At 47.5% G+C, this 16059-nt stretch carries 18 protein-coding genes; 16 read left to right on the top strand and 2 right to left on the bottom strand.

Annotated features, from left to right (window positions below):
- Nucleotides 1-46 precede the first annotated feature (46 nt).
- The 16 genes from BHK98_RS01800 to BHK98_RS01725 all read left to right on the top strand — a co-directional run bounded on the left by BHK98_RS01800 (nucleotide 47) and on the right by BHK98_RS01725 (nucleotide 14890).
- Complete coding sequence (locus tag BHK98_RS01800) at nucleotides 47-2089, top strand: InlB B-repeat-containing protein (protein ID WP_143404512.1); 2043 nt, start codon at nucleotides 47-49, stop codon at nucleotides 2087-2089.
- 384 nt (nucleotides 2090-2473) lie between these two features.
- Nucleotides 2474-2989: a pyridoxamine 5'-phosphate oxidase family protein gene (locus tag BHK98_RS01795; protein ID WP_075711950.1), complete on the top strand. Its 516-nt coding sequence runs from the start codon at nucleotides 2474-2476 to the stop codon at nucleotides 2987-2989.
- Between the two features lie 24 nt (nucleotides 2990-3013).
- Nucleotides 3014-3436: a hypothetical protein gene (locus tag BHK98_RS01790; protein WP_075714904.1), complete on the top strand. Its 423-nt coding sequence runs from the start codon at nucleotides 3014-3016 to the stop codon at nucleotides 3434-3436.
- Nucleotides 3437-3489: 53 nt separating this feature from the next.
- Complete coding sequence (locus tag BHK98_RS01785; RefSeq protein WP_075711949.1) at nucleotides 3490-4719, top strand: hypothetical protein; 1230 nt, start codon at nucleotides 3490-3492, stop codon at nucleotides 4717-4719.
- Between the two features lie 211 nt (nucleotides 4720-4930).
- On the top strand, nucleotides 4931-5902 hold the full coding sequence (locus BHK98_RS01780) for a hypothetical protein (RefSeq protein WP_075711948.1): 972 nt from the start codon (nucleotides 4931-4933) through the stop codon (nucleotides 5900-5902).
- Between the two features lie 249 nt (nucleotides 5903-6151).
- Complete coding sequence (locus BHK98_RS01775) at nucleotides 6152-6415, top strand: type II toxin-antitoxin system prevent-host-death family antitoxin (protein WP_075711947.1); 264 nt, start codon at nucleotides 6152-6154, stop codon at nucleotides 6413-6415.
- On the top strand, nucleotides 6408-7001 hold the full coding sequence (locus BHK98_RS01770) for a shikimate kinase (RefSeq protein ID WP_202816867.1): 594 nt from the start codon (nucleotides 6408-6410) through the stop codon (nucleotides 6999-7001). The genes BHK98_RS01775 and BHK98_RS01770 overlap by 8 nt, the downstream gene beginning before the upstream one ends.
- Nucleotides 7002-7093: 92 nt before the next feature.
- A complete protein-coding gene (locus BHK98_RS01765; protein ID WP_075711946.1) occupies nucleotides 7094-7723 on the top strand; it encodes an alpha/beta hydrolase in 630 nt (209 codons plus the stop codon).
- Nucleotides 7724-7766: 43 nt separating this feature from the next.
- A complete protein-coding gene (locus tag BHK98_RS01760; RefSeq protein WP_075714900.1) occupies nucleotides 7767-8243 on the top strand; it encodes a pyridoxamine 5'-phosphate oxidase family protein in 477 nt (158 codons plus the stop codon).
- Between the two features lie 644 nt (nucleotides 8244-8887).
- Entirely contained in the window at nucleotides 8888-9286 is a 399-nt protein-coding gene (locus tag BHK98_RS13975) for a Fic family protein (protein WP_342718678.1), read from the top strand.
- Between the two features lie 13 nt (nucleotides 9287-9299).
- Nucleotides 9300-9848 carry an O-acetyl-ADP-ribose deacetylase gene (locus BHK98_RS01750; protein WP_075711945.1) on the top strand — a complete coding sequence of 183 codons (549 nt, stop codon included), beginning with the start codon at nucleotides 9300-9302 and terminating at the stop codon, nucleotides 9846-9848.
- Between the two features lie 447 nt (nucleotides 9849-10295).
- Nucleotides 10296-12065 carry a hypothetical protein gene (locus tag BHK98_RS01745; protein ID WP_075711944.1) on the top strand — a complete coding sequence of 590 codons (1770 nt, stop codon included), beginning with the start codon at nucleotides 10296-10298 and terminating at the stop codon, nucleotides 12063-12065.
- Between the two features lie 270 nt (nucleotides 12066-12335).
- The gene (locus tag BHK98_RS01740; protein WP_075711943.1) at nucleotides 12336-12659 is read left to right on the top strand and encodes an ArsR/SmtB family transcription factor; all 324 of its coding nucleotides are present in this window, start codon (nucleotides 12336-12338) and stop codon (nucleotides 12657-12659) included.
- Between the two features lie 12 nt (nucleotides 12660-12671).
- The gene (locus BHK98_RS01735; RefSeq protein ID WP_075711942.1) at nucleotides 12672-13670 is read left to right on the top strand and encodes a permease; all 999 of its coding nucleotides are present in this window, start codon (nucleotides 12672-12674) and stop codon (nucleotides 13668-13670) included.
- A 13-nt stretch (nucleotides 13671-13683) separates the two neighbouring features.
- Nucleotides 13684-14094 carry a thioredoxin family protein gene (locus tag BHK98_RS01730; protein ID WP_075711941.1) on the top strand — a complete coding sequence of 137 codons (411 nt, stop codon included), beginning with the start codon at nucleotides 13684-13686 and terminating at the stop codon, nucleotides 14092-14094.
- Between the two features lie 13 nt (nucleotides 14095-14107).
- Entirely contained in the window at nucleotides 14108-14890 is a 783-nt protein-coding gene (locus BHK98_RS01725; protein ID WP_075711940.1) for a ZIP family metal transporter, read from the top strand.
- Between the two features lie 49 nt (nucleotides 14891-14939).
- Here the strand turns inward: BHK98_RS01725 and BHK98_RS01720 are convergent, their stop codons facing one another.
- Both BHK98_RS01720 and BHK98_RS01715 read right to left on the bottom strand, forming a co-directional pair.
- Nucleotides 14940-15275, bottom strand: coding sequence for a branched-chain amino acid transporter permease (locus tag BHK98_RS01720; protein WP_202816866.1), 336 nt, complete (start codon nucleotides 15273-15275; stop codon nucleotides 14940-14942).
- Complete coding sequence (locus BHK98_RS01715; protein ID WP_075711939.1) at nucleotides 15272-15967, bottom strand: AzlC family ABC transporter permease; 696 nt, start codon at nucleotides 15965-15967, stop codon at nucleotides 15272-15274. The genes BHK98_RS01720 and BHK98_RS01715 overlap by 4 nt, the downstream gene beginning before the upstream one ends.
- Nucleotides 15968-16059 lie beyond the last annotated feature (92 nt).

Genomic DNA, 16059 nt, shown 5'->3' with positions numbered 1-16059 from the left:
CAGGCTTAACCTATAGTCCGGCATTTTGGGAAAGTATTAATATATTTTGTTATCGGTTGTGATCTTCAATTTAGTCATAATCGACGTGCAGCCCGTTTTTGCAGCAGAGCCTGCCGAAAATGGCGTACACGACATTTTTACCGCAAAGGACAGCACACCGCTTGAACAGTTCAAGGCAAGAGTCCTGAACAGGATTCTTTATCTTGATACAGAAATCGATGTTTCAGACTTGAATATTGCACCGAATGACATCCGGTATACCGTAAATGGAAACCATCTGACAGGAATTTATGCAGCAAGAGCGATCGTACGGCAGAACCCCTTTTATTCCACCGCAGCCACAACGGGCTTCCCGGAGTTCACCTATAAGGATAACGGGTGTGTCGCGACGGTAAAGTACACATACAACCCGGCATGGACGCAGGACTTTGTAAAAAAAGTAATTGCAGGCTATGATGAAGCGATGGCACTGATTAAGCCCGGGGACAGCGATTTTGCAAAGATCCTGAAGATTCACGACTGGATTGTCAAGAATGTGTCCTACGGTATGAGCACGCCGTATTATGATTTTGCAGTCGGTGCGCTGGGTAACAGAAAGGCCGTTTGTGCCGGATATGCCCAGTGCAATCAGTTCCTGCTTGGTCAGGTGGGAATCGAGAGTGTTTACATAGCGGCCAATACAGGGAAAAAAGAACCCCATGCATGGAATCTGGTAAAGTTTGACGGACACTGGTTCCACGTGGATTGCACATGGGACAGAGGTCTTGGCGTAAATCCCAATGTGAACCACACTTATTTCATGCTCAGTGACGCTGAACTTAATGCAGATGGCGAACATTCCGAAGACTGGAAAGATCCGGCAAAGGGTTATCCCTCCAACAATCTGTGCAGCATTGAGGACAAGTTCTATAAAGACAACAAGGATATTGCAACAAACGAGCAGATTGCTGCAAATCCCATTACGATTAAGCATGAGGCAGATTCCGCACAGGACTATCAGACGAACAATCGAGAGCACTGGCGCACCTGCCCTGCAGGCGTTGAGGTCGGACGTGAGGAGCATACGGGAAACCCCTGCGCAGTGTGTGGGTATTCGGTCCAGCCCCACACGGTGACGGTAACAACCAACGGCAGCGGCAAGGCATCCGTAGATTCTGCCACCGCAGGAGGCGGTACGGAAATCACATTGACAGCTACGCCCGACGCCGGTTACCACTTCAAAGAATGGAAGGCTCTGAAGGGTGACGTCACTGTTTCTGACAACAAGTTCACCATGCCAGACGAACCGGTTCTGCTGCAGGCGGTGTTTGATAAAATTGTGAAAACACCGGCCGTGGATGCGACTTGTACAAAGGCAGGAAATATAGCATATTGGAGCTGTAAGAATTGTGGTAAGTACTTTTCGAAGGAGGATTGCAGCGAAGGTTCAGAGATTCAGAAGCATGACTGGGTGGTAAAGGCACTCGGTCATGACCTGGTAAAGGTCTCAGGCAAAGCCGCCACCTTTGATGATGATGGATGCAGCGCATATGAGAAGTGCAATCGCTACGGTAAGGAGTTCGGGAAGAGCGTCATTCGGAAGATGTCTGCAAGGCTCTCCGCCACATCCTATACTTACAACGGCAAAACAAAGACTCCATCCGTTATCTGCAGCGGTTTGACCAGGGACAGGGACTATACAGTCTCCCTGCCTGCCGGACGGAAAGCTGTTGGAAAGTACACAATAACGGTAAAAGGAGCCGGAGACAAATACGCAGGAAGCAAGACCCTGACCTATGTCATCAACCCGAAGGGTACCGGAATCAAAAAGCCGGCAGCGGCGAAGAAGGCTTTCACTGCGAAGTGGTCAAGGCAATCCGCCAAAATGAGCAAGGCGCACATCACCGGATACCAGGTGCAGTACAGTTTGAAGAGCAACTTTAAATCGGCCAAAGCTGTAACTATCAGGGGTTACAGAAAGACCAGCAAGAAGATCAGCAAGCTGAAAGGGAAGAAGACTTACTGTGTTCGAGTTCGTACGTACATGAAGTCTGGTAAAACCACATTCTACTCCGCCTGGAGCAAAGCAAAACGTGTAAAAACTAAATGACAGGAATATGATCCTGCCATCACCAAATACCCGGGGCTACCGCATTGCAGCAGTTGTCCGATGAGGGATTGGTGCAGCGGGCATTGGAAGAGTTCGGCCGCAGAGATGAACACTTCGAAGAAGAAAGTGAGATCATTTCACGTGATACAATGAACACGCATCAAGTAACTCTCTTTGGAATCATCACACCTGGGTGTATTATTCCCTGACAATTCCCTTTGTTTTGTCGAGCAGGAAAACGCCACATAGGGAACTTATCCGGGACATTTTTACAGGGCCGTGTATCGCGATTGAATAATCGGGAAGGCTGCAGCTTGTGAAACACCCGAGTGTCGTAAATGGTTGCCACATATCAATTGAACATGTTGAATGAAGGTGGAATAAATGACTGAAGAACAATACAAACAAGCCGAGTCCTTCTGGACACGCAAGGATGAGGCAGAAAAGAAGCTGGATGCGGATGTACTATATGACTGGATTGACAAGTTTTTATCATCTCACAAGATCCTCGCACTGGCGACTGCAGCGGGGGACTTTGTCCGCTGCACACCTTTGGAGTACAGCTGGCATGACGATACGATCTGGATATTCACCGAGGGCGGGCTCAAATTCAGAGCGTTGAGAGAGAATAAGCATGTTTCAGCGGCGGTATTTGAGACAAACGCTTCCTTCGGCGGATTGAAATCTCTGCAGATCGAGGGAACGGCAGAGATAGTAGAAATGTTTTCTGATGCGTACAAGAAGGCGGCAGAGTTCCGCAGGATTCCGCTGAAAACTTTGAAGAAACTTGAAGAACCGATGTGGCTTTTGAAAATTACGCCATCGGAAATCACCTGCCTGAATTCGGATTTCAAGAAGGATGAATATGGCAGCAGGCAGATGTATATAATGAAAAAGTGAATGTCCGAAATTATGGAGAGGCACATGGATTATATCAGAGACAGGAAAAGTAATATTCCCTTCAGTTTACATGATAGTAAGATAATACAGATTGAAATTGATGAAACGACTTTATCTTTGAAGATGGATCGAATATTTCAATATGCTGACGGTGAGGAAAAATGGTATCCGGGAATACTTGAATTTACAAAAGTTGATATAGAAGAGTGCGACATCATGCTGTTTAACAGGCCGTATGGATATGATGGGGAGAAATCCTTCACTGGGGAATCATTATCTTTTGATGAATTTAACGCACTATATCCTGATGCAGATTTCGAGATCGTTACGGAAGGGTATTGTGGATATGACACAACATTTCAGGATTGGATATGGCAAGGAGAAAAAAATCCGTTATTCGGAATTATGCGTATATGGAATACAGGTGATATGATATATCGGCTTTAACAAATTATGAGTTCAGGAATATTTGAATACTATATGTACGGGAGGTGTTCAGGATGACTGTTTTCAAAGAGTATCGAGATGAAATAAACAGGATTTTCAGCAGATATACAAGCGGAGGATTTGTAGATTATTATCACTGCCGCGGTCTTGGACATGACATGATTGATCTGATGATCGATGCCACTGAGGAGCTTTCTTTCCGAGGCGAATACAAAGAACTTTTCGCTCTTGCAAACAAGGGCTTTCTGAAATGGGGAAAGACCGACAAAGATGATTCCGACGGGGAAACACAGGATTTCATCTATTATATAAAACAGGCATGGGATGTGGTCTATGATTCCGGAGAGGATAAAATTCCTCATGGGAAGATGTATGACTGGTTTGAAAAACACACAGACGGGTCTGTAATCGACTACATGGAAGAGCAAATCTATGAGTATATGATGAGTCATTTCAAAGAGCCAGAGTTATTGCAAAAAAAGTATGATCTTCTGAACCGGAAAACAGAGGAAGGAGTCGATGGTTCAGACAGTTCATACGTTAAATACCAGATGGATAGATGGCGGGAGTACCAGTTGCGTCTGATGGCAGATATGAAGAAACCGATAGAGGAGATTCGAGAATATACCAAAATGATATCTTCCTATTCCGTGCAAGAAACCATGGCCGAAATCGAAAGAGCGTACGGTAATACAAACGAAGTTATTGCAATCTACCAGGAACTTGCAGCGCAGGAAGATGCGCGCGGTTGGGCGAGAGAAAACTGGCATTTGAAGCTCAAAGATATCTATAAAGAATCCGGGGATGAAGAGAAATACCGGGCCGAATTATTATCAGCCATGACACTCGACGTAGGAAATGAGGACCTTTGGAAAGAATATAAAGGCTGTTGTGCTCCGGAAGACTGGCCGACAAGATGTGAAGACCTCTTTTCAAGTGTCAAAGTCGGCGATTACCGCATTTTTCCATGGTATGCACAGGAAAACAGATACGATCTTATCATGGATGGTGTGGAAGTCGGGGAACATATTGACCGGCTGAAACAGTATGAAAAAAAACTCAAAGAGCTGTATCCGGATCGCTGTCTCACTGTTTTACTGAATAATACAAAACGGATGGCAGAGCAGAGTAATAAACGACAGGATTACAGGCGAGTCGCAAGAAATCTGCGTTGGATACAGCAATATCCGAATGGGAAGACTGCAGCTGCAGAGCTTGCTCAGGAATTCAGGCTGAAATACAAACGAAAAAGAGCTATGATGGAAGAAATTCTAGAGTTCTAAGAGGCTTTTAAGCTGAATATAACATCAGAAATTAACTTGCCCATGGAGAGCAGACAGATAAAAATGAACGAGCTTTTGAAACTGGCGAATGTGTGACTTCACATCAAGTGTTGAAATAATATTCTGAATATGGTATGATTTTGTTACAGAAATACATCTGTTTCTGAGATATTATTTGGGGGAGAATATCAGTATGAAAGGAGAGAACTAAATGAGTCGGATTTTTAAAAGGTCAGTTTTCATAACAATTGTAACCTGTTTTGTTCTACTGCTGCTATTCACTGTGGGAGCAGTGAAGGCCCATGCCGAAGTTGCATTTAAAGACCTGCCTGCCGAGGGTGTCGTGTTTGATGTCATCGAGGGGGACGGAGGTTTTGTGGACTATGATTCGTGCATAGAACTGAAAATCACAGATGACGGGGAACAGATCACTTCCTTCGAAAGCAGCGATGAAAACATTGCGTATGCTTCCTATGATGTTTATGGGAGTCAGAACCGCATAATTATTTATCCGGTGGCTCCGGGGACATGCACCGTGACTGCATATGGAGCAGACGGAGGGAAGTTGTCCTTCCCGGTGACTGTCAAGGAAGCATACATCAAAGTGAAACTGATGTACAGTTCCCACATGGACACTTTCTATTACGGTACCAGAAAGATTTATGTTGAGACCCTTCCGGGAGCGAAAATAACGCTGAAGGCCGGAAAAGACAAGTACAAAGCGGTCAAGGCCAACAAGCTCGGCAGCGCATGTGTCAAATTAAAGAAAACCTACAAGCTGAAAACCAAGGTATCGGCCGTTGTCAATTACAAGGGCATCTCCGTCACTCTCAAAGACAAAGTCAAGAGCGGGACTGAGTTCTTTGATGTCCGGGCCACGAAAAAATCCCCGAAAAAACTCAAGGTTCGTATCGACAATCCGCATAAAGGGGACGTGGTATACGTCAAATACAAAGGGAGAACCTATTCTGTAAAGGTCAGGAAAAACTACGACCGTCATCAAAAGATTTTTACCTTCAAACTCAAAAAAGCACTCAAAAAGAACAGCCGTTTGACGGTCTGGATTGTCAATAAGGATAAGAAGACGCTGGAGAAAAAAACCAGCTTTAAGCTGAGCAACTGGTATTACACCAAATATCCCGATGACGATAACAATATCGAAGAAGATTCTGAAGATGAGTAATTTGACGGTGCGTAAAAATGAGATGATGAAAACGTCTGTAAATTTTAATCAGTGTCTGCTCATTAAGTACCCGTAGGACTTAATGGGCGCTGACGGCAGTTTGTCAGCAGTGCTGCGGCGCGTCACTTCTTTGTTTTTATGTTGAGTGGGTTGTTTCAGGAAGTTAAAGATCAGAGTACAAAGGGTAAATGGTCTTGAAATTGACATACAATTATGATACAAAAGAAACAAGTGAAGGAAAGCGATGACATGCCACGTATCATGCCTATTCGTGATCTGCGCAAGACAAGCGAGTTGTCGGAGCTGGCGCATACAGAGCAGGAACCTATATTCATCACAAAGAACGGATACAGTGATCTTGTTGTGATGAGCGCTGAGTTGTACGATCGTTATGTAAGTATACTGAGAACTGATCAGGCTATTTTTGAAGCAGAGGAAGAAATGAGAAACGGCGGTGAAACCGTTGATGCGGCAGATGCCTTTGACGGACTGGATAAAAAGTATTATGGATAAGTATAAGGTCAGACTCCTGCCGAAAGCAAGGATGAAAATACTTCTTTTCGGTGTTTCTAATGTAGGAAAATCAACAACTGGAGAGCTGCTGGCTAAGCGGCTTGGCTTTAAGTTTTATGATTTGGATGAGGAAGTCAAAACTCGAATGGGGATGACGCTTGAAACGTTCGTTCACACAGCAGATCTCAGGTGGCGGGATCAGAAGCGTGGAAGAATTATCAAGGAACTTATTCGCCTGGAGGAAGATATGGTTCTTGCCATTACGCCGATCTCTTTCACGGAGAACTTCAGGACAAGGATCAGCGGCGATGGCGTGCTTGCGATAGAGTTGTATGATACGCCGGAAAACATTTTCGATCGGCTTGTTTTCAGTGATGAAAATGATATAATTTACACAGATGATCCTTATAAAAATGAACATAGGGAGTATTATATGAGAGATATTCAAGCAGACCTGGATTGGTATGGTAAGATTTATGCCGAAATCGGTATACGTAATCGTGTGTTCATAGACAATGACTTGCCGGCAAATGTGGTTGAACGGATCATTTCTGAATACAATTTGACAGAAAGCCTGAAAATTTGAGTGCCAAAACGCCGGAAGTAAAAAAATTGCAAAGGAAGAGCGGAAAACGATTCCCATGAGGGTGGGAATTGTATTAAGAGGACGAGAATATCATGGATAAACTTGAATATGGAAAACAAAATGCAAAAGTCACGCTTCTTCAGATGGTGGATGAGCATGACCTTGAAACAATAGATCGTGAGATTGCTCTTATTCAGGAAAGTACAAAAACTGATTTCAGGCTGATTGCATGCAGAGTTGACAACTGGAATCATGATTTGTCGCCCTGGAAGGCGCCGGCTGTCTTCGGCAAAGAGGATTTCGGCGACGGTGCAGCAGATACAATGCGGGAAATTATGGAACTCTGCCGGGACAAAGACGGGATTTACTATATTGGCGGTTATTCCCTGGCCGGGCTGTTCGCACTGTGGACTGCCTGTCAGACAGATTTCTTTCGCGGGGTTGCCGCAGCGTCCCCTTCGGTCTGGTTCCCGGAATTCATAGATTTTATGAAAGCAGAGAAGATCAGGAGCCGCAATATTTACCTGAGTCTGGGGGACAAAGAAGAGAAAACACGGAATCCTGTCATGGCAACGGTGGGAGACAGAATTCGGGAGGCTTACTCTCTCCTGAAGGATCAGGGCGCAAACTGCGTGCTGGAATGGAATGAGGGAAATCATTTTAAGGATGCGGACCGGCGGACAGCCAGGGCTTTTTCGTGGGTGATGCAGCAGGATATATAAATGGTTTACAGAACAAAGCATTATGTTTACGGAGGAAAAGACAATGTTCAGACCAATTCGGAAAAAGAAAAATGAAATCAGTGCAGAAGCGGCGAAGGAATTGCTTCGATCTTCTCGTCGGGGCGTGCTGGCGGTGAACGGCGATGATGGCTATCCCTACGCGATACCGATTAATTTTTTGTATGATGAAGAGACGCAGACGATTATATTTCACGGGGCGAAGGCGGGACACAAGGTGGATTCGCTGAAGGCAAGCGACAAAATCTGTTTTACCGTGTTTGGCAATGAGCAGGTTAAAGACGTGCCGTGGGCGCCGTATCTGCAGAGCGTGGTTGTCTTCGGACGCTGCCGTCTGATTGAAAATCAGGAGGAAAATATCAGACTTGTAAAGAAGTTTGCGGAAAAATATTATCCTGATGAGAAGACGATAGATGAGGAGGTGGCTGTGTCCGGAAGGGCAGTTCAGATGTTTGTGATTGAGATCGAGCATCTCAGCGGCAAGCAGATCCAGGAAATATAATCTCAATACACCCACGGACTGACAAGCCGCAGGATGATGAACAGCGACAGAAAAAACAGCGCATATTCAGTACATAGAGAGGAGGGCTGCGATGAAACAGGACCGGCATAATGAGCTTCAGAATATGCAAAACAGAACGCAAGTTATTTCTGGTTGCATCGCCGGATGCAAGTCCGGAAGAGAGTGATTTAATCGTCCGGCGAATTGTTTTTTTCGTCCAAAATCAAGTATAATTGGACGAAAAGAGAACGACTGGACGAAAGGAACTTTTATGAGGTCATTTGATTATAGTATACTGGCAGATAAAAAATGGGATACAGACATACTGAATCTTGTTGCAAAAATACATGAGTGCAAAGGTCGACAGGAGCTGTTTATTCGACAAAAGCCTGTTGAATTAGACCGCCTGGTTGAAATTGCCAAAATACAGAGTACAGAAGCTTCCAATAAAATAGAGGGAATTGTTACGACCGGTACACGGATGAAACAGCTTTTTGAAGAAATGTACAAAATTATATCAATGAGACGAAGTTGGATGGAACTGTTGTTACGAGATTCATGCCGATTGCTCCTTATGACACGCCGGCTGCAGTAGAAAATCTCTGTAATGCCTATGAGCAGGCCGCATCAAACATGGGTATAGCGTGGGAAAATATATCAGTATTGAAAGACAGATAGAAAAAACAAAAGATCGGTATTATGATACACTGAAAAGAGCAGATGCCGGTTGGCATGAGGAGAAAAATGATCCGACACCGTTTATCAGATATATGCTGCAGGTAATTCTGGCATGCTATACAGAGTTTGAAGAGCGTGTCGGATTAATGACCGAGAAAGGTTCGGGCAGCAGAGCATATGATATCGTAAAAAAATATACGGGTGGAAAGGTTGGTAAGTTTACCGGAGCTGATGTTGTGGCCCATTGCCCGAGTATAGGAAGGTCATCGGCACTTGCTGCACTGAAAAAACTCACGGATGAGGGTTTTATTATTCGTAAAGGAGTTGGCAGAAGTACATTTTATATTCGCTCTGACAGCACATGAGAGGAGGACTGCGATGAAACAGGGCCAGACGACCATCCGGACGATTCAGGGAGATATTACAAAGACAGATTCGGTGGCAGCGATTGTGAATGCCGCCAATAATTCGCTGCTTGGCGGAGGCGGCGTGGATGGGGCAATCCACCGCGCAGCCGGGAGAGAGCTTCTCGAAGAATGCCGAAAGCTGCACGGCTGTGAGACCGGCGAAGCCAAGCTTACAGGCGCTTATGCGCTTCCCTGCGAATATGTGATTCATACAGTCGGACCTATCTGGCGCGGCGGCGGTCATGATGAAGCCGCGCGTTTGGCCGACTGCTACAGAAATTCTCTGCAGCTGGCGCAGCAGCATGGCATTCGGACGATTGCATTTCCGTCGATTTCCACAGGAGTATATTCCTATCCGCCGAAACAGGCCGCGAATATCGCAGTCCGCGCCGTGAGCTCATTCGTTTCAGAAAATCCCGATGCAATGGATGAGATTATATGGGTGCTTTTCGACGCAGGTACAAAGGCCGCCTACGATGCGGCGCTGGCCGCTTTGGATGAGGAGGATACACCGTCTTGATAAAATTATCGATGAGCTTGCCGGGAGCAGGTCCCTGGAGAAAATAATGAACCGGTCAAAAAGATATACAATGAATGATGATTAAACTGAAGTTGTGCAATTGAATATCTAATGCCCTTTTGGACGGAAGTCTGACTGTATTTCAAAATTACAGCCGGGCTTTTTTTGTTGGAAAAGGCGTGGACGGCGCAAATGGCGCGGAGGACAGAAAGAGTACCCCCGGGGTACTGTTCTGCACGGCTGTTTTCAGGTAAGATGGAGGCGTAAAAATATTCTGACGATAATGCATGGCAGAAGAAAGGCAGGAAAGGCGGTGAGAGCACAAAAGAAAAATCAGGACAAACCGGGATGTATCGAATAAAAACGGAGAAAAACGAAGAAATTCGATTAAGAGCCACCGAAAAGAATGGAGTTATAGAAACAATACCAGAGTGGAGGATAAATGAAATGAGAAAGACAAAACGAAGAATCGCACTGGTTTTCGTGACGGTTATCGCCATGGTATTTACCCTGATTCCGGCAACCGCAAACGCAGACAGTTTCGTGAATAACGGAGACATCATAACGTGGACGAGGGATGCGTGGTCAAAGTACTGTCCAATAAAGGAAATCGAGTATACATATCGGGGGGACGGTACCTTCGATATGAAGGTTTATGTGGATATGAGCAGATATTCGACCACTGAGAGAAATGCGGCCCAGTATTATTCTCTCAGCGCATATAACCTTGATAAGACGCGCTGTATTGCATTACAGGGGGGACCCTTGCCCGACGGTGATCTTCTGTCGTTTGAACTGATAGGAAATGTGAAGGTGAAGGCAGGAGAACGCCTTGAAATTAAATTTGAGCTTGAGGAAGACCTGGATGTTCCTGTTGAGATTAATGGACCCCTTGGTAACAAAGCTGAGTCGCTGGAAGTGACCGCGCCTTCTGCTCCGAATCTGTTCGACAAGATGACGGGATATTCAATGGTGAAATATGAGTCAGGAGGGAAGGAATATCGGGATATTTATGTGGGTCTCAGGGCGAAGGCTGATCCGAAAGCAGGAACATATCTGTGGGCGTATAACCGGACCGAGGATCTGATCTCCGGGCCGTTCACATCCAGGGACATGCGGGTTCGGATATACAGCGATCACCCGGGCAGGAAACGCGACTGGACCGGCAAAACGCAGGAATGGAGCATATTTACTGCAAAAAATTCAGACAATGCGAAGGAAATCTGCGAAAAAGTCGAATCTACCGGAGCAGGGAAAGTCAAACTGCCGTCGGACGGTACGATCGAAGCGTATATGGCGAAGAACTATCGTGTTACTTATTCTTCACCGCGCTATGACCAGCTGGGGATTACTGTCGACGCGAACAGTGCATACAACCCCGCTGAGGGAGCCGATCTGTACCATTATGTTACTGGAAGAGGAGAAGGAACGCTTTGGAAATCGTTTTCCTTCAAGGACTCCGACAGAAGCGGATCCTTTACACTGGATGGGCTCCTTCCGGGAGAGGAAAGAAGCTTCACCGTTCATCTGTTCAGAACATCCGGCGGTCTGAGATATGACTATACGGACAACACGTACAGAAAGGTCGCGTCCGGCGCCTTTAAGGCGGCGTCCATATCTGCCGTGAAGCTGTCTCCGAAAAAGGTGAAAATCAGGGTTGCTGTACCGGGAACTCAGGCGGCCGCCGGCCTGTCTAAGATGTATGTGTACAAAGGCAGCAAGAAAATCAAGACATTATACAGCAGCGGAAAGCCCGATTTCAGCTTTGTGTACAAAGGAAAAAGCGCATCAAAATCCAGATACAAGGTGGTGTCGGTCTGTTCGAAGAAGACCGACATAACGAAGAGCTCATCTTCGAAGAAGCCCGTCAGCAATACCTATCAGAGACCGGGATGGATTTCCGGAAACCTGAACAATATTACGCCTTACGCGACCGCCAGATTTGTTCCGTGGAAGGTCAGCTATTACGATGGCAAGGTCAAGGTCACCGGATACATTGCGAATAACAGGATTTTCAAGCTGAAGAAATTCAGCTTCCGTGTCAATGTGTATAATCCAGGGAAGAAAGTCGCCTCAAAAAAGGTGACATACAAGAATATCAAACATTCGTCCATCAAGAAGGTTACGATTACCATTAAAACGAAAAAAACTCCGGATTTCGTCAATCTGGGCACCGGATTCAGTGTAACCGGGCAGAAAGCGTCGTGGGGGATCTGACCGAATCATGACCGGCGTGTCGTTAAACGGAAACGGCAATACAGAATAAGTCCTTACTGTAGCGGAATGTGTCTGAAGCTCCGGCTTCCGGCGGGAAATCAGCACATTTCGTTTTTTTTACGTTGTTCACGCAGCCGAAAAAGACGCCGGAAGACCCCTCGCAGGAAATCCCTCACAGGAAGCATTATGAAGCATTATATTGACACATTTACATATTGACAACAATAAATATATAGAGTAAGATAGACACAGATTCCGGAGGTGAAGATTATGGGATTCAGAGAAGATGTAAAAAAAATAAAGGCTCTTGCGGATGAAAACCGGCTTGCGATCATGCTGGCGCTGCAGCATGGAGAGAAGTGCGGATGTGTCCTTTTGGAGGAACTGAATATCACACAGCCCACCTTATCGCATCATATGAAAATCCTTTGTGACAGTGAACTCGTAAAAGGCCGCAGGGAGGGAAAGTGGACGCATTATTCCATTTCTCCAGAAGGAATAGCGGCCTTTCGCGATATGATCGGAATTTACGCGCGGTGTGACTGCGAGGATTGCGGATGCCGCGGGCAGAGCGCGTCGAAGAGCCGCTGTTAATGGAGACGGCTCATGTGGACATTTATACAGAATCAGATACTGGGAATGAAGTGGCTGAACGCTCTCATCGGGAGGCTGCTTTCTGCGGTCGGAGCAGATACCGGCAGCCGGATCGGAGGCAGTGCGCAGTTTTTCCTGTACGATGTAATCAAGATCACGGTACTGCTGTGTGTACTGATCTTTCTCATTTCGTATATACAAAGTTTTTTCCCGCCGGAGCGCAGCAGACAGATTATGGGAAACTTTCACGGAGTCGGAGCGAACATGGTCGGGGCGCTGCTGGGAACGGTGACGCCGTTCTGCTCGTGTTCTTCCATTCCGATTTTCATGGGTTTTACAAGTGCGGGACTGCCCCTCGGCGTGACATTCTCGTTCCTGATTTCTTCTCCGATGGTGGATCTGGGCAGCCTTGTGCTTCTGATGAGTATCTTCGGGATCAGGACGGCCTTCGCGTATGTTCTGTTCGGCCTTGTGATCGCCGTGGCCGGCGGCACGCTGATTGAGAAGCTGCACATGGAAAACCAGGTTGCTGATTTCATCCGGAACAGCAACAGCAGTGTGGATATCGAGGCTTCGGAACTGACGGTGAAGGATCGTCTGATATATTCCGGAGATCAGGTGACGGATACATTCAGGCGGGTTTTCCCGTATATACTGCTCGGCGTCGGCATCGGGGCGCTGATACATAACTGGATTCCGGCGGAGCTGGTGCAGACCGTCCTCGGAAGTGCGAATCCCTTTGGAGTGATTCTTGCCACTCTGATCGGGATACCGATGTACGCGGATATCTTCGGAACGATTCCTGTCGCAGAGGCACTGCTTTCAAAGGGTGCGATGCTGGGAACAGTTCTCGGATTCATGATGGCGGTCACGACGCTGAGTCTGCCGTCGCTCGTCCTGCTGAAGAAAGCCGTCAGGCCGAAGCTCCTGGCAGCATTTGTGGTAATCTGCACCGCGGGAATCATTATCGTCGGATACGGATTTAATCTTTTACAAAATCTGTTCATATGAAGGAGGAAAAACTATGGCGCTGTTTGGAAAGAAAAAAGAAGAGAAGATAACAAAAACGGCCTGCTGCTGCGGAGAAACAGCCGGGCAGCAGAGCAACGGAGCCTGCTGCTGCGGGGAAACTGCAGAACAGCAGAGCGGCGGAGCCTGCTGCTGCGGGGAGGACGCCGCCGGCGGAATAAGCAATATCAAGGTGCTCGGTACGGGCTGCAAATCATGCCGCGCGCAATATGAAAATGCGAAGAAAGCGGTTGAGCAGTCTGGTCTCTCCGTTGAAGTGGAATATATCACAGATATAGAAAAGGTCATGGAATACAGTGTTATGAGCATGCCCGCTCTGGTTGTGAACGATCGGGTCGTGTCGGCGGGAAAGGTCCTGAAGCCGGAGGAAATTGAACAGTATATCGGCTCGGGCGCCGCGGAGTGAGGAGGAACGACCTGTGAATTATAATGTGATGTCAGGGATTATCATTCCGTTTATTGGAACATCGGCGGGCACCGCGTGCGTATTTCTGATGAGAAATGAACTGCGAGACCATGTGCAGCGCGGTCTGACCGGTTTCGCGGCCGGCGTTATGGTGGCGGCTTCAATCTGGAGTCTGCTGATTCCCGCAATGGAGCAGACGGATACGATGGGGGCGCTGTCCTTTGTGCCTGCCGTCGCGGGCTTCTGGATCGGCATTCTGCTGCTCCTGTTTCTGGACCACATGATTCCGCATCTTCATATGCATGCGGAGAAGGCGGAGGGCCCCGCGAGCAATCTCACCAGAACGACGATGATGGTGCTGGCGGTGACGCTGCACAACATTCCTGAGGGGATGGCTGTGGGCGTTGTGTACGCCGGATTGCTGACGGGAACAAAGGATATTTCGCTGGGCGGCGCTATGGCGCTTTCCATCGGAATTGCGATTCAGAATTTCCCGGAGGGAGCGATTATCTCCATGCCGATTCACGCGGAGGGGAAGAGCAGAGGTAAGGCCTTTTTGAGCGGAATCATGTCCGGCGCTGTAGAACCCGCTGCGGCGCTGCTGATGATTCTCGCTGCGGAAGCGCTGCTCCCGCTGATGCCGTACATGCTCAGTGCCGCCGCGGGCGCGATGCTTTATGTCGTCGTCGAGGAACTTATTCCGGAAATGTCGGAAGGAGAGCATTCCAATATCGGAGTTCTCATGTTCGCCGTGGGGTTCACACTCATGATGGCGCTGGATGTGGCGCTGGGCTGAGACGGTCAGTTTCCGGCGGGAACCGTTTGAAATGCAGTGCAGGTTACGGTCACAGAAAGACGTAGTGAATCAGCAGCATGTAGCACAGGGTGCCGCCCGCGATGGAAATCAGCATCTGGCGCTTCCAGAGATGAAGAAGAACGGTCGCGCCGATTGCGATCAGCTCCGGCAGACCGTGAGTGCCGTGAAGAAAGCTGACGTTCCGCAGACAGTAGATAACCAGCATCCCGAACACGGCAGGAGCCAGATATTTTCCCAGATAGAGAATAAAAGCCGGAGTTCTGCGGTTTTCCGAAAATACGAGAAACGGCAGAAACCGGGTGATTAACGTTCCGAGTATGCACAGTCCGATGGTGATAATCTGTTGGGTCAGCGTCATAGTCATGGCCGGATCTCCTTTTGTTCAAGAGGCTTGCGGAACGCCGCGAGTACGGCGATGATGGCGATCATGGTCGGAATCATGAAAGAGTCCGCACCGAATACGCTGAGACACAGAATCGACACGCCGATTCCGATGCAGGAGGAGGCGTGACTTTTTTCCTTCAGCCATTGCTCCAGAAAGATTACGACGAACATTGAGGTCATGACGAAGCCGATTCCCTGTGTGTTGAAGGTCAGCAGCGAACCGATGAGTCCGCCGATGGTCGCGCCGGAAAACCAGTAGAGATGGTTGAGGAGTGTAACAAAGAACATGAACCAGCCTTTGTCCACGTCCTCCGGTATGCGGGCGGTATAATTGATGGAAAAGGTCTCATCGCACATCCCGAAGATGAGGTAATATTTCTTCCAGCCCAGTCCTTTGAACTTCTCCAGCATGGAGAGCCCGTAAAACAGATGCCGCGCCTGTATCAGCAGCGTCATAATCAGAACCTGCAGCGGGGCGAAGGGCGACAGCAGCATTTCCACGGCGACGAACTCCAGAGAACCGCCGTAGATGAGCAGGCTCATGAGCATAGGGTATACAAAGGAAAATCCGGAGGCGTTCATATAGATTCCGTAGGCGAGTCCCAGAAACCAGAAGCCCGCGAAGATAGGAAGTGTGTAGGGGAAGGCGGTCTTTAACGCCCTTGTTTTCATAAAAACCTCCTTGAAATTATATCGTTCATCATGTAAGATTTAGTTGATTAACAAAGCCGGCTGCAGTGCGTGTTCAGCCGTTGAAATCGAGC

It is taken from the genome of Hornefia porci (genome assembly GCF_001940235.1).
GTDB lineage: Bacteria > Bacillota > Clostridia > Peptostreptococcales > Anaerovoracaceae > Aminicella > Aminicella porci.
Note: the sequence above shows the minus strand (reverse complement) of the source record. Positions and strands in the feature narration are given on the sequence as shown.